The organism is Arcicella rigui (assembly GCF_034929435.1).
Classification (GTDB): Bacteria; Bacteroidota; Bacteroidia; order Cytophagales; family Spirosomataceae; genus Arcicella; species Arcicella rigui.
On the sequence record NZ_JAYFUM010000024.1, the window covers coordinates 86,306 to 99,950 of the forward strand.

The following is a 13,645-nucleotide window of genomic DNA, read 5'->3' on the forward strand; positions in this document are numbered from 1 at the left end:
TTTACTATTTATGTGTGGAATATCAGCTGTTTTTAGATATACAGAAATCTCCAAAGCAGACCAGGAGAGGCTCATCCTAATGAATGAAGAAATGCATTATCGAGGTCCGGATGATCGAGGTATTTGGTATGATGAAAAATGCGGCATGGCACAAGTTAGGCTATCAATCATTGGAATAGAGAAAGGTAAACAACCATTGTTCAATGAAGATAAATCATTGGTATTAATTTGTAACGGAGAAATATACAATTATATCGAGTTAAAGAGAGATTTACAAGATAAAGGACACGTATTCAATTCAGAAAGTGATTCTGAAACTATTTTGCATCTCTATGAAGAATATGGAGTAAAGTGCTTAGAGCATTTACGTGGTATGTTTGCGTTTTGTTTATGGGATACTCATGAAAACCAACTTTTTGCGGCAAGAGATCGTGTTGGAGAGAAAAGCTTATATTTTGCCGAAATTCCGAGTGGAGTAGTGGTAAGTACTGAATTGAAGGCAATACTGAAATATTATATAGCGAAGCCACAAATTAATTTAGAGCAACTGTTAGCTCCCATCAGATACACTGCACCAACCAGTAAAAAAGATACATATATTGAGCAAATTAAGCGAATTGAACCCGGCCAATATATCTTAGTTGATGATTCGGGCCTACAAAAATTTACTTACTGGAAAAGGAATTTAGCCAGTAGGTTTGTAGGTAGTGTGCAAGAAGCTAAATCTGAGACTCTTCGACTAATGAGAGAATCAGTAGATTTATGTTTAAGGAGTGACGTGCCAGTAGCAGTAATGCTAAGTGGGGGGGTAGATTCAAGTGCAATTGCAGCCTTAGCTAAAGATACAGGAAGAGAAGTACATACTATAACTGCTGGTTATAAAGGCAAACACAGCGTAGATGAAAGAGATGTTGCAAAGCGTTTTGCCAAAGAAAAAGGATTCATTTATCATGAAGTTGAACTCGACGAAACTGATTTTAATGAATGTTTTGAAGAGTTTACACAGTACATTGATGAGCCTATTACAGATAGTGCTGCATTGGCACAATGGGCATTGTATAAAAAGGTTAAAAGTTTAGGTTTTAAAGTATTACTTGGTGGTATGGGAGGAGATGAATTATTCTATGGTTATGGATACTGGAATAATTTGGCAGAATCAATGTCTTTGCACAAACAACATCAGAACCTATTTCCTTGGAAAGGTATTAATAAAAAGAAAATGTTTCTTGATTTTCTTTTGAAAAATTGGAAACATATTTTGTACGCAGGTTATCCTTATAAAATTGCAGAAAGTTCCATAGGAAGTTGGATGTATGATGATTTTAGACAATTTGTAAATTCGGGTAGTTTTGATTTTGGGGAGGAAAGTTTTATGCTCAAAGACATACAAGCTAACTTCTCTTTTGATCTTTGCGAAAATGGGAAAGAGATAGATTCTGTGTATGAGTTCTTATTTTCATATACAATGACGATGGCCTATCTCTATTTATCTGACCGAGAAGGCATGGGAAACTCAATTGAGATTCGTTCTCCATTCCTTGATTATAAACTGGTTGATTTTGTCTCTTCATTACCTTTAGAAATAAAATATAAAAAAAATCATCCTAAGATTTTTTTAAAAGAAATACTCAGTGGAGTCGTACCAGATTATATTTTATATGCCACTAAACGAGGATTTACCCCTCCAAATAGTTTTATACAAGATGTAGTTAACAACTATAACTATACGTTTTTTAAATCAGAATCGAAGTTTTATAATTCAGTTTTAACGGATAGGTTATTGACTCTAACTCTAAAAAAATAGAAGGATGTCTTTATTGAAATTAGCTCCAATAGTTCTTTTTGTTTATAACCGTCCAAAGCATACAGAACTAACTCTTAATGCATTATACAATAACAAGTTAGCCAGTGAGAGTACTCTCTATATATATAGCGATGGGCTGAAAGAAAATGCTTCTCATGAAACAATAATCCAAGTTAGTGAAGTAAGAAGCGTTATAAGAAAGCAACAGTGGTGTAAAAAAGTCGTAATAATAGAAAGTGACAAAAATAAAGGGCTTGCAGAGTCAATAAAAAATGGTGTTTCAGAGGTTATTAAACAACATGGTAAGGTAATCGTTATGGAGGATGACCTCATTACATCCACGGCATTTTTAACCTATATGAACAAAGCATTAGACTACTATCAAAAAAGGATGTCTGTATTTTCAATAAGTGGATATAATTTACCTCCGAATAAGATGCCAATCCCCGATGATTATGATTATGATGTGTATGCCAGTTTACGGAATGGTTCATGGGGATGGGCCACGTGGGAAGATAGATGGAATCAAGTAGATTGGTCTGTATCTAATTTTAAGGTTATTTCAAAAAACCAGCCATTACAAGATGCTTTTAACCGAAGGGGTGATGATGTGTATCCAATGTTAGAATCTCAACAAAGTGGAAAGTTAAATATTTGGTCAATTCAATTTACAGTAGCTCATTTTGAAAACCATGCTGTTTCGATTGTACCAACAGTGTCTTATGTTGATAATATAGGTCTCGATGGTACAGGAGAAAATTGTAAACCCAATTTGTCATTAAGAAATAGAGGTTTAAATGAGAATGAAGATATAAAATTTCTTGATATTCTGTATGAAGACAAACGAATTATTAATGCCTTTTATAGTGCTAATTGTAGCCTAAAACGGCCGTTGTGGCAGAAGATTATTAACAGATTGAGTCGGATTATAGGAGGTAAAAATGTATTTGTAATTAAACGGAAAGTTTTTTCCTAAATCATCTTGCTGAAACAAGTAGCATTTTTGTCAATAATTCAAACATTACCGATGAAGGAAGCTATAAAATCTCTTCTCAAAAGCCTTAAAGCTGAGATGTAACCATAGTTTTAATTTTTCAAAATTGATAACAACATTAATATATTATATATACATCAATGCTTACAATAGTAGAACATATTTCGGGTGAAGATTCAGAATACTTAAGAGAAAAATTTATAGAATTATACAAAAACCCATATTGTACTTATGAATATTATGAAACGTATTTTAACATAGATGAATTAAAATGTCTATCTATTTTTGAAGACGATAAGTTAGTACATTTATTAATCATAAAAATAGATTACAAGGACAATGTCATATATGTTTTAAATAGAATGATTGATTTAAATACTAAGTATATCAACTTTGTATCAGACTATCTATTGATGAAGGAATCTATCATAAAAAAAATTCAGTTTGATCATTTACTAAACCCATCATTAGGAAAATCGAATTATCCAAAATATAATAAATTATTGGATGAAGATTATATTATTCAATTACCAAATTCGTGTGCTGAATATCTATTGCTATTAAGCTATCACATGAGAAAGCAAACAAAGAGTTATATATCAAAAATCAATCGAAATATTGGTCAGTTTTCGTTTAATACTTATGAGAAAAGTGATATTTCGGATGCGATGTTTTATCAGCTTGTAGATATGAAGACACTTAGAATGCAAAAAAAAAAAAGATTTCAGCTGTAGATGATAAAGAAGCGAGAAATATATTAATTCTTGTAAAAAGGTTCGGCTTTCTAACCACAATAGAAGTAAACGGAGAAGTATTAGCCGGTATGGCAACATATTATATAGAAAATAGATTCTTTGCACATTTAATATCGAATAATCCTGATTACGATAAATACAACGTCGCCCATACATGTATGTATTTAACAATTCAAAAGTGTATAGAACTGAAAGGTAAAGAATTTCACATGCTTTGGGGTACTGGTTTTTATAAAGGTCGCTTTCTGGCTGTTGCCAATCAACTTCATTCTACTACAATCATGAGAAGTTCTGTTGCTAAATATATTTATGTTTTTAAATATGATATTTTACCAAGGTACAGATACACTACTCTTAAACGAAACATTAAACGTTACTTAAAGAATTTATTATTGAAAGTGTCTTGATGTAAAACTGTAAGATTTTAATATGATGGTTAAACTTTACAATAACGAAATTCGCAATTAAAATCTTAATAGAGTTGGCAAGAGTACGAATCCAGACTTAGATTATTTGAAACCATTAAATTAATGAATGTTAATATAAAAAATTACTTTCATGATATTTCAGAAGAGCATAAAATTCAAATACGACAGATTTATAATAACCCATTCTCTACATTTGAATACTTTGAAACGTTTTTTGATGGCAAACAATTTAATTTAATAACGATTCATGATGAAGGAAAGTTAGTCCATTTAATTGTATTTTATATTAACGAGCATGATAAGGAAGCATATATACTAAACAGGTTGTTTTATTTGGATACAAAGTATCTTCATTTACTCGCTAATTTAATATTTTCAGATTTTCAGAATGTCAAGAAAATTTCTCTTAAACATTTACTTAATCCTTTTAATAGAAATGAGAATATTAATTTAGTATGTAACCCTTACGATGAAAATTACATTATTCCCTTACCCATTTCTGTCTCAGACTATTTGCTGAAACTTAGCCCTAATATGAGGCAACAATCTAAAAGAAGGGTAAATAATCTGAAAAAAGCTTTTTTAAATTATGATTTCAGAGTTTATGAAAAAGAAGAAATTCCTGACAAAGTAATTAAGCAAATTATTAAAATGAACCATTCTCGAATGTCAAATAAGAATATCATTTCAGGAATAAATGAAGACTATGAGAAGAATATATTAAATTTTGTCTCCAATTACGGATTTGTAACTGTTTTAGAAATAAATAATCTTATTGTAGCAGGCTTAATCACCTATAAGATAGGTGACCATTATTTTATGCAGACGATTTCGAGTGACCCCGACTTTGACAAGTATAGCGTTGGTCATACTTGCCTTTTTTTAACGATACAAAGATGTATAGAATTAGAAGGAAAACAATTTCATCTGCTTTGGGGAAACAATTTCTATAAAAAACGTTTTCTTGCTCAGAGAGTACAGTTGTATTCTACTACATTATTTAGAACACCAATTATCCAGATTAAACATTATTTGATAAATATCATTCTTCCTAAACTTACCTCTAAATCCTTTATAAAAAGTATGGTTAAAAAGTGCATTAAAACACTTGATTTAGTATGAAATTAGACTTTTCATTGTCAATAACGTTGATAATAGGACTAATTTTTTTGCTACTATTTATCAGTTCATATCTGTACTTTTTTTATCCCAAACAGAAAATGCCGAAAGGTATAACTGTTGATATTCAGACACCTAATTCCGAAAAGTATAGGAATGATTGCTTACATCCTTGTATTAGATATATTGCTTCAGGCTTTTTAGGGCATAAATGGTGGATGGTACAGTCTCCTTATTATGGGCGTAGCAGTGCGTTAGAAAACCCAATATTGTACTATTCAGAAGATGAGGTTGAACCAATAAATTGGACACCAATCGCCATAGTAAGAGAAACCCCTTCAAAAGGATATAATTCTGATCCTAATATATATTTTGAAGATGGTAAACTGTGGGTTTTTTGGCGTGAATGCTTCACACCGCTTTGTGATAAAATAGGTGCATTGATGGCTACCGTTGGAGTTTATACTTTGGATGGAAAATCTTTTAGTGAGCCACAGGTTTTTCTCTCACATAAAGAACCAAACCATGATACAGAACAAAGCCCCATTTTAATTAAAAGAGAGAATAAATATCTTTTCTATGCTGTACACTATCAATATAAGCCTGTAAGAAAAAATATAGGTATTGCCACTTGGGAAGGTACATCTTTAGAAACACCAAATTTCAAACAAATAAGGACAACCAGTGTACCATTAACTTTTACCGTCGATAAATTTAAACAAAAAAAGTTTTTGGGAAAGCTTTTATTTATTCCAAAACCACTCAAGCATGATATTTGGCATTTTGACTTAATTGAGCATAAAAATAAGTTGTATATGCTATCTGTGGCGGAATGGGGCGATAATATTATGTTCAGCATATCAGATGATTATATAAACTTCAAGACACATCGTATTCCATTATTGAATGTTCATGTTTCTCAGCAATTCTGCTTTTATAAACCTACCGGGTTTATAAAAAATGATATGCTTTACGTATTCTATACTGCCAGAGGGCAAGTAGATAAACAAAAAAATGAACTGTATTTTTCAAAAAAAAGCTTTGACTTTAAATGAAACTATCCATTATTACTATAAATTTCAACAATGCCACAGGACTATACAAAACCATTGAAAGCGTTATTAAACAAACCTCCAATGACATTGAGTATATACTAATTGATGGGGGCTCAACGGATGGAAGTGTAGAAGTTATCAAAGCATTTGAAGATAAAATTAGTTATTGGATAAGTGAACCTGATAACGGTATTTATCAGGCTATGAACAAGGGAATAAAAGCTGCCAAAGGAGATTATTGTCAGTTTTTGAATTCAGGAGATTGTCTTGTTCAAGAAGATGTTACGGAAAGGATGCTATACAGAATGCCTGAAACAAGTGTGTTGATAGGAAATATGTTGAAAATATTACCCAGTGGAAAATGTATAATTGATAATGGTATCAGCAATAAACAACCAACATTTTTCACTTTTTATAGAGGTACATTGAACCATTCTTCCGCTTACATACGTCGGAGTTTATTCGAGAAATATGGATATTACGATGAATCTTTGAAAATTGTATCGGACTGGAAATGGTATTTAATTGCAATCGGCCTGCACAATGAAGAAGTAGTATATAAAGACATTAATGTAAGCCTTTTTGATATGAATGGGATTAGTAACTCTTCCAAAGAGTTTTTGAATACAGAAAGGCGTTTAGTTTTGGAAGCCATAGTTCCATCAAATATACTGGTCGATTATGACAGATATGGAACAGGTATTATTCAAATGAATAGAATCAAGAACTATACAGCTACTAAGCTTTTATTCGAGTTTGTTGAACGTACCATTTTTTATATAGAAAAAATTAAAAGTCTATTTTAATAAATTGTATTTGTGATAAGCACAGATTCATAAATATGAGAAAAACTAAATATTTGACAAAAGCATATAAACACTATAAAAAATTTGGAATCGAAGGTTTCTTTTTAACCACAAATGTATTTTTTAGTAAAAAGCCTTTATTAAAATTTTATCTGAATAAACAAAAATCTCCAATTTATTTGAGAAATAACAGTACAGATTATGCTACATTCTTGCAAGTATTTTATAGCGAGGAATATAATTTCTCTTTCTCAAAACAACCTAAAGTAATTATTGATTGTGGTGCAAATATTGGGCTTTCTGCCATTTATTTTAAAAACAAATTTCCCAATGCAATAATAATAGCCATTGAACCTGATAGTGGGAATTATGAGATGTTATTGAAAAATACAGAATCATATCCTGATATTATGTGCATTAAAGCTGGAATTTGGAACACTTCAACAAACTTAGAAGTGGTTGATTTAAACATGGGCGAATGGGGTTTTGTGGTAAAGGCAGTCGACCATCCAACAGAATCTACGATTAAGGGAATTAGCATTAAAGAAATTATTACTTCATTTGATTTAGATAGAATTGATATATTGAAGATTGATATAGAAGGTTCTGAAAAAGAACTGTTTGAGCTGGGGCATGATGAATGGTTACCTTTTGTAAATACAATTATTATTGAAACCCATGATAGATTTAAGAAAGGTACTTCAAAGTCTATTTTTAGTGCTTTAGTAAAGTATGATTTTAGCCTTACAATCAAAGGCGAAAATCTATTATTTGATTTATTGAAAACTTAAACTTTAAAATAAGTAAGTTGAAAATGACGAGAAAGAAATTAAGTTAATTAAATTTTAAGTATTTCATCCGTCCATTATCATTTATTTATTCCAACCATTTAACAAACATTTTTGGTAGTTTGCCAAAAGATAAAAACAATATCATACTTCGTATATTTTGAGGTGAATTTCATACTATCAATTTATGGAGTCTTGATGGTTTTATCTATAAAAGCTGATTTATGACAAAATACATACACACAGAACAAGAAATTAACTACAGTGCCGGTGCCGAACTAATCTCTTCTTACCTTATTGATTTATTTAACCCAAAAAGTGTGATTGATGTTGGCTGTGGCTATGGAAAGTGGTTAAAATCGTTTTCTGATAAGGGAATTGAAGACATTTTTGGTGCAGATGGAGCTTATATAGATAAAAGTAAATTATTAATACCAACTGGCAATTTTTATGATGTAGATTTAGAAAAACCACTAAAGATTGACAGAACTTTTGAACTTTTACTTTGCTTAGAAGTAGCAGAGCATTTAACATCCAAACGTGCTGATAGCTTAGTTTTTGATTTAGTTCAATTGAGTAATGTGATAGTTTTTTCGGCAGCAATTCCTTTTCAAGGTGGTCAAGGGCATATAAATGAACATTTACCTCAGTATTGGGTAGAACTTTTTGAAAAAAATGGATATAGTTGCTACGATATTGTTAGACCCACCTTTTGGAATAATCGTGAAGTTGAATGGTGGTATAGACAGAATATCTTAATTTTTATTAATCGGAATTATCCAGTAAACCTCGTTGCAACTAAAGTAATTAAACCATTAATTTCAGAAGAACTTTATGAATGTTATTTAAGAAGAATTAATCAATTGGAAAGAAAGATTATAAATTTTAAAACAATCAAGAGATATATAAAAAACACATTAATATTTAATGTAAAATAAGAACATTATGAAATCAGTCTTTTCAAGAGTATTGAATCTAATTGGATATAAAATTATTAAGACCAGTTTCAAACCTAAATATCGGCGTACCTACAAGAAGTTTAAGCAATTTACTATGATGCCCGAAGACCTTTATTGTGAAAATCTTGCCATTTGTGAAAGGTATAAAGCTGTTAGTGGTAACATAGTTGAGTGTGGTGTTTGGAGAGGCGGTATGATTGCTGGTATTGCAGAAACCATTGGACAAATTAATAAAAAATACTATTTATTAGACAGTTTTGAAGGATTGCCTAATGTTCAGGAAATAGATGGTGAAAAAGCTATTAATTGGCAAAAAGAAAATATTCAAGATAATTGTAAAGCAGAGTTGAAGGAGGCAGAAAAAGCAATGTCTTTAGCTGAAATACAAAATTTTAAAATAATAAAAGGATGGTTTCATAACACTCTCCCAACTTTTTCTATTGAAAAAATAGTTATCCTTCGATTGGACGGAGACTGGTATGAAAGTATTCACGATTGCCTGTACTACCTTTTCCCAAAGTTGGAAATCGGAGGCTTATTAATCGTTGATGACTATCACATCTGGGATGGGACATCAAAGGCTATACATGATTATTTAAGCTCTATTAAGTCTTCATCAAAAATTAATATTTCAAAGGGAGGAGTAATGTACATAATTAAAATTTAATACCTCTACAACTTTTAATATGTTGATTATCAAATTTTTATAAATTTATTTGAAATGGATTTTCAATGGACTATAAAGTAACAATCATTATACCAATATATAATGTAGAGTTATTTATTGAGCGGTGTTTACTTTCGGCGTTTAACCAAAGTTTCAACTCAATAGAATATTTACTGATTAATGATAGGGGATCTGATAAAAGTATAGAAATAGCAAAAAAGATAGTAGAGTCTCATCCCAGAAAATGTGACATCAAATTCATCAATCATCCATATAATATAGGATTGGGAGCCACACGTAATACAGGAATAGATAATGCAAAAGGCGAGTATGTATATTTTTTAGATAGTGATGACACAATTCCAACCCATGCGATAGAAAAACTTTATGAAGTTGCGTCAAATGAAAAAGTAGATGTTGTTGTTGGTTCTTATACTTCTGTAGATTTTAATGGAAATAATCAAAAGTGGGAGTGGATATTTTCAAAAAATATTATACGAGGAGAATACTCGGTAGGTAATTTTTTTTTACACGGCGGTTATTACGTTATGATTTGGAATAAGTTGTACAATACAGAATTTTTAAGAAAAAATAAAATATATTGTATTCCAGAATCTTTAAACGAAGACGTTTTTTTTTCTATTCAAGTAGCACTAACAGCCCAATCTTTAGGTACTATAAAGGATATTACATATCTCTATACTTTCAGGAAAGGCTCAATTATGTACACCTTTATTGAAAAAAATATTCTTGATTATATTAAAACAATTGTAGAGCTGATTCGCTATTCTAAGGAGTATAGAAATACAATAATATATAATAGATTTATTTATTACATCTATGGACTCCGATTTACTTTATTAAAAAAAATTAATTCTTCAATGAATATTTCGGTAAGCAAGAAAAAAGACTTATCCAAACAAGCTGTAAATATTCAATTTTTATCCTTTGTAGAAATTTGGGCATTGAAAAATGTATTAACCATTCATAAAGCTAAGTTTTCTATGAGTTTTATGCCATATAGATTTCAACTTTTTTTTCTGGATAGTATTGAGTATGGTGTAAAATCATTGAAGAATATTTTGAAAACTAACTGATCATTTTAAACTGTTCGCTAATAGCAAATGACATCAAATCATAGTATTACTCAAGAGCCCTTAGTGTCGGTGGTGATATGTTCCTTTAACAGGGAAAATACTATTTTTCAAACAATAGACTCTATATTAAGCCAACAATGTGACTTTTTTTTTGAAATAATTATAGGGGATGATTGCAGCACGGATGGGGCAAGGGAACTCTGCTTGAATTATAAACAACGATTTCCTGAAATATTTAAACTGGTCTTTCAAACAGAAAATTACGGGTTAGGTAAAAACTGGGCATTAGCTGTTAAAGAAGCGAGAGGCAGATACTTAGCCTTTTGTGATGACGATGATTATTGGCATAATCCCAACAAATTGCAAATGCAATTTGATTTTTTAGAGAAGAATAAGGACTATGGAATGGTGCATACTGAGATAGATTTATTAGTGGAACCTCAAAAAAAAATCGTTAAAAACAATAATTTAAATAAATATATCCCACAAGGATATTTATTCTACGAAATTTTCAAAGGTAAAGTACCCATTTGTTTTTCTTCCAGCTTCATAAGAAAAGATGCTATTGATAAGTATCTACCATTAGATTTATACATTCAGCATTGTTTCAATATTCAAGATTGGCCGACGTGGATGTTTATTGCAAAGCACGTAAAAATTGGCTATCTAAATATATCAACCACAACATATAGAACTGGACATTCATCAATATCAAACACTAATTCTAAAAAGAAAATTGAGGAAAAATTAGAAAAAGATCAATTCATGTACCAATTAATTTGTAGCTATTTTCCTAATGATTTAACATATAACGAAAGGGAATATATATTATACAAATTAGGGATATTACTGAATTTTGCATATAAACAAAATCAATATCGTTCTGCAAAAAAATATGCTTGTCGATTGAAAAATCTTGGATGTAATAACCTCAAAGTTAAAGCTACTACTAATATTTTCCTTTTTAAGTTAGTCAGATTCTTAAAAAAGAATAGAGCAATTTTACAGTACATGTAATATGATTAATTGAGTATTTTTCTAAATACTGGATTCAACGATAATAAATGTTTTCTATAATAATTCCATTATACAATAAAGCTGATTATTTAGTAAAGACTATAAATTCCGTTTTAGATCAAACCTTTCGAGATTTTGAATTGATTATAATCAATGATGGTTCAACCGATAGTAGTCTATCAGTTGTGGAACAGTTTTCGGATAAACGAATTAAAGTATATAATCAACACAACTCAGGAGTTTCAGTTGCAAGAAACAACGGTGTAAAGTATGCTAAATTTGAATACATTGCTTTTTTGGATGCTGATGATTGGTGGGATTCTCTTTTTTTAGAGGAAATGTACAAATTAATCATGGGTTATCAGGAAGCTGGTTTATACGGATGCAGCTATAACCGAGTTAAAAATACAATATTGTATCCTGCCAATATTGGTACAGATAAAAATTTTGTTGAAGGATATATTGACTATTTTCAAGTATATGCCCGCACTTTTTGGTCTCCTATTAACTGTTCTTTTGTTGTAGTAAAAAAAACAATATTTGAAGAAGTAGGCGGTTTTTTAGATGATTTAAAATTTGGTGAAGACTTTCATTTATGGGCAAAAATAGCCTTAAAATACAAAGTAGCTTATTTGAATAAAGAAATGGCTTTTTCAAATCAAGATGTAAATCATAATCATCGGGCATTAGGCAATAATAAGTATTATCATACAAGTACTCATTTTATATTCAATTTATCATTTTTAGAGAATGAAGTTGCAAATAACAAGCCATTAAAAAAGCTATTAGATGGACTTAGAGTAAGATCATTAATACGTTATCACTTGAATGGTAAATATAAAAATGAAGTGGCGATTGAAATTGGGAAAGTAAACTTTACCGAACAATCAAACTATTACAATTTTATTTATAAGTATCCCAAATCTGTGGTGAATCTATTTTTTTTTCTAAAAAAAATAGGCTCATTTACGAAGCAAAGATTAATTAGAATAGTTTTGAAATGAAAGTAGCTTATTTGATGGGGTCTCTTAATCGAGGGGGAGCAGAAACATTAGTATTGGATATTTGTAAAAATATTAATGAACATAATTTTGAAATCATATTGATTCATCGAAAAAATGGGCAGCTGAAAGAAGAGTTTGTTCAATCTGGTATTGAATTACACCAAATTCATCCAAAACATATTTTCGACATCGCTTATTTTATAAAGCTTAGAAATATTATTATTGATAATAATATTCAAATCGTACATGCCCATCAAGTAATTGACGCTTGGTTAGCTTACTTAGCCACACTTTTTTTATCAAAAAAGGTCTTACTTAGTTTTCATGGTCATGGGATAAATGGCAATTTTACGGCAAACCTGTTAAGGAAGTGGGTTCTTACGAAAACAGCTTTGAATATTTTCGTAAGCTCATCACAAAAGAATTACTACGAGAAAAAATATAAGATTATTCCCAAAAGCATAGTACTGCCTAATGGGATAGATTTAAAAAAACTTCATGTTCAACATAAACAGTCAATTAAAGCTGAATTAGGGCTAAGTGATACAGCACTATTAATTGGTACGGTGGGGAACTTTACTTCAGGAAGAGACCACTTTACACTTTGCAAATTTCTTTATCTCTTAAAACAAACAAACATTGAATTTAATTTTCTATTTATCGGGGCTGAATCTAAAACAGAACCTTCAATATACAATAAATGCTTTGCTTATTGTCAAGAGAATGGGTTAGGGAATAATGTGTTTTTTTTAGGTACAAGAGCAGATGTTCCTGATATTCTTAGTCAATTAGATGTATTCACATATTCTACCGAACACGATACTTTTGGTATTGCAGTTGTTGAAGCAATGCTGATGGGTATTCCTGTATTTGTGAACGACTGGGAAGTAATGTTGGAAATTACTAATGAAGGGAAATATGCAATTATATATAAAAGCAAAGATGAACATGACCTCTTAGGAAAGTTTAACCATTTTGTAGATAACATAGATACCTATCGAAAGGTAGCTAAAAAAAATACTTTAATACTCAAAGACAAGTACAGTATTGGAAGACATATTTTTAACTTAAAAAATATTTACAATTCACTTTTAAAAGATTAATATTTGAAGCCTTTCTTTCCAAGATATTTTTCGTCAAAAGCAATAAGCC

The 13,645-nt window shown here is 30.3% G+C and carries 14 protein-coding genes; all 14 read left to right on the forward strand.

Annotated elements, in window-relative coordinates; genetic code table 11:
* The first annotated feature begins 10 nt into the window (after nucleotides 1-10).
* Nucleotides 11-1,804: an asparagine synthase (glutamine-hydrolyzing) gene (gene asnB / locus VB248_RS18645; protein WP_323298335.1), complete on the forward strand. Its 1,794-nt coding sequence runs from the start codon at nucleotides 11-13 to the stop codon at nucleotides 1,802-1,804.
* A gap of 4 nt (nucleotides 1,805-1,808) precedes the next feature.
* Nucleotides 1,809-2,780, forward strand: a complete 972-nt coding sequence (locus VB248_RS18650) for a sugar transferase (RefSeq protein ID WP_323298336.1) — start codon at nucleotides 1,809-1,811, stop codon at nucleotides 2,778-2,780.
* A 158-nt stretch (nucleotides 2,781-2,938) separates the two neighbouring features.
* Complete coding sequence (locus VB248_RS18655; protein WP_323298337.1) at nucleotides 2,939-3,532, forward strand: hypothetical protein; 594 nt, start codon at nucleotides 2,939-2,941, stop codon at nucleotides 3,530-3,532.
* 26 nt (nucleotides 3,533-3,558) lie between these two features.
* Nucleotides 3,559-3,960, forward strand: a complete 402-nt coding sequence (locus tag VB248_RS22625) for a GNAT family N-acetyltransferase (RefSeq protein ID WP_407652918.1) — start codon at nucleotides 3,559-3,561, stop codon at nucleotides 3,958-3,960.
* Nucleotides 3,961-4,083: 123 nt separating this feature from the next.
* On the forward strand, nucleotides 4,084-5,103 hold the full coding sequence (locus tag VB248_RS18660; RefSeq protein ID WP_323298338.1) for a GNAT family N-acetyltransferase: 1,020 nt from the start codon (nucleotides 4,084-4,086) through the stop codon (nucleotides 5,101-5,103).
* A complete protein-coding gene (locus VB248_RS18665) occupies nucleotides 5,100-6,155 on the forward strand; it encodes a hypothetical protein (RefSeq protein WP_323298339.1) in 1,056 nt (351 codons plus the stop codon). Before VB248_RS18660 ends, VB248_RS18665 begins: the two co-directional genes overlap by 4 nt.
* Nucleotides 6,152-6,961 carry a glycosyltransferase family 2 protein gene (locus VB248_RS18670; RefSeq protein ID WP_323298340.1) on the forward strand — a complete coding sequence of 270 codons (810 nt, stop codon included), beginning with the start codon at nucleotides 6,152-6,154 and terminating at the stop codon, nucleotides 6,959-6,961. The genes VB248_RS18665 and VB248_RS18670 overlap by 4 nt, the downstream gene beginning before the upstream one ends.
* A gap of 35 nt (nucleotides 6,962-6,996) precedes the next feature.
* On the forward strand, nucleotides 6,997-7,752 hold the full coding sequence (locus VB248_RS18675) for an FkbM family methyltransferase (RefSeq protein WP_323298341.1): 756 nt from the start codon (nucleotides 6,997-6,999) through the stop codon (nucleotides 7,750-7,752).
* A 221-nt stretch (nucleotides 7,753-7,973) separates the two neighbouring features.
* Complete coding sequence (locus VB248_RS18680) at nucleotides 7,974-8,687, forward strand: methyltransferase domain-containing protein (protein WP_323298342.1); 714 nt, start codon at nucleotides 7,974-7,976, stop codon at nucleotides 8,685-8,687.
* Nucleotides 8,688-8,694: 7 nt separating this feature from the next.
* Entirely contained in the window at nucleotides 8,695-9,375 is a 681-nt protein-coding gene (locus VB248_RS18685) for a TylF/MycF/NovP-related O-methyltransferase (protein WP_323298343.1), read from the forward strand.
* 65 nt (nucleotides 9,376-9,440) lie between these two features.
* Nucleotides 9,441-10,472: a glycosyltransferase family 2 protein gene (locus tag VB248_RS18690; protein WP_323298344.1), complete on the forward strand. Its 1,032-nt coding sequence runs from the start codon at nucleotides 9,441-9,443 to the stop codon at nucleotides 10,470-10,472.
* Nucleotides 10,473-10,499: 27 nt separating this feature from the next.
* A complete protein-coding gene (locus tag VB248_RS18695; RefSeq protein ID WP_323298345.1) occupies nucleotides 10,500-11,489 on the forward strand; it encodes a glycosyltransferase family 2 protein in 990 nt (329 codons plus the stop codon).
* A gap of 47 nt (nucleotides 11,490-11,536) precedes the next feature.
* The gene (locus tag VB248_RS18700; RefSeq protein WP_323298346.1) at nucleotides 11,537-12,493 is read left to right on the forward strand and encodes a glycosyltransferase family 2 protein; all 957 of its coding nucleotides are present in this window, start codon (nucleotides 11,537-11,539) and stop codon (nucleotides 12,491-12,493) included.
* The gene (locus VB248_RS18705) at nucleotides 12,490-13,596 is read left to right on the forward strand and encodes a glycosyltransferase family 4 protein (RefSeq protein ID WP_323298347.1); all 1,107 of its coding nucleotides are present in this window, start codon (nucleotides 12,490-12,492) and stop codon (nucleotides 13,594-13,596) included. Before VB248_RS18700 ends, VB248_RS18705 begins: the two co-directional genes overlap by 4 nt.
* Nucleotides 13,597-13,645 lie beyond the last annotated feature (49 nt).

Coding starts and splice junctions, on each gene's coding strand:
- asnB (WP_323298335.1), top strand. CDS start 11: ATGTGTGGAATATCAGCTGTTTTTAGATATACAGAAATCTCCAAAGCA.
- VB248_RS18650 (WP_323298336.1), top strand. CDS start 1,809: ATGTCTTTATTGAAATTAGCTCCAATAGTTCTTTTTGTTTATAACCGT.
- VB248_RS18655 (WP_323298337.1), top strand. CDS start 2,939: ATGCTTACAATAGTAGAACATATTTCGGGTGAAGATTCAGAATACTTA.
- VB248_RS18660 (WP_323298338.1), top strand. CDS start 4,084: ATGAATGTTAATATAAAAAATTACTTTCATGATATTTCAGAAGAGCAT.
- VB248_RS18665 (WP_323298339.1), top strand. CDS start 5,100: ATGAAATTAGACTTTTCATTGTCAATAACGTTGATAATAGGACTAATT.
- VB248_RS18670 (WP_323298340.1), top strand. CDS start 6,152: ATGAAACTATCCATTATTACTATAAATTTCAACAATGCCACAGGACTA.
- VB248_RS18675 (WP_323298341.1), top strand. CDS start 6,997: ATGAGAAAAACTAAATATTTGACAAAAGCATATAAACACTATAAAAAA.
- VB248_RS18680 (WP_323298342.1), top strand. CDS start 7,974: ATGACAAAATACATACACACAGAACAAGAAATTAACTACAGTGCCGGT.
- VB248_RS18685 (WP_323298343.1), top strand. CDS start 8,695: ATGAAATCAGTCTTTTCAAGAGTATTGAATCTAATTGGATATAAAATT.
- VB248_RS18690 (WP_323298344.1), top strand. CDS start 9,441: ATGGACTATAAAGTAACAATCATTATACCAATATATAATGTAGAGTTA.
- VB248_RS18695 (WP_323298345.1), top strand. CDS start 10,500: ATGACATCAAATCATAGTATTACTCAAGAGCCCTTAGTGTCGGTGGTG.
- VB248_RS18700 (WP_323298346.1), top strand. CDS start 11,537: ATGTTTTCTATAATAATTCCATTATACAATAAAGCTGATTATTTAGTA.
- VB248_RS18705 (WP_323298347.1), top strand. CDS start 12,490: ATGAAAGTAGCTTATTTGATGGGGTCTCTTAATCGAGGGGGAGCAGAA.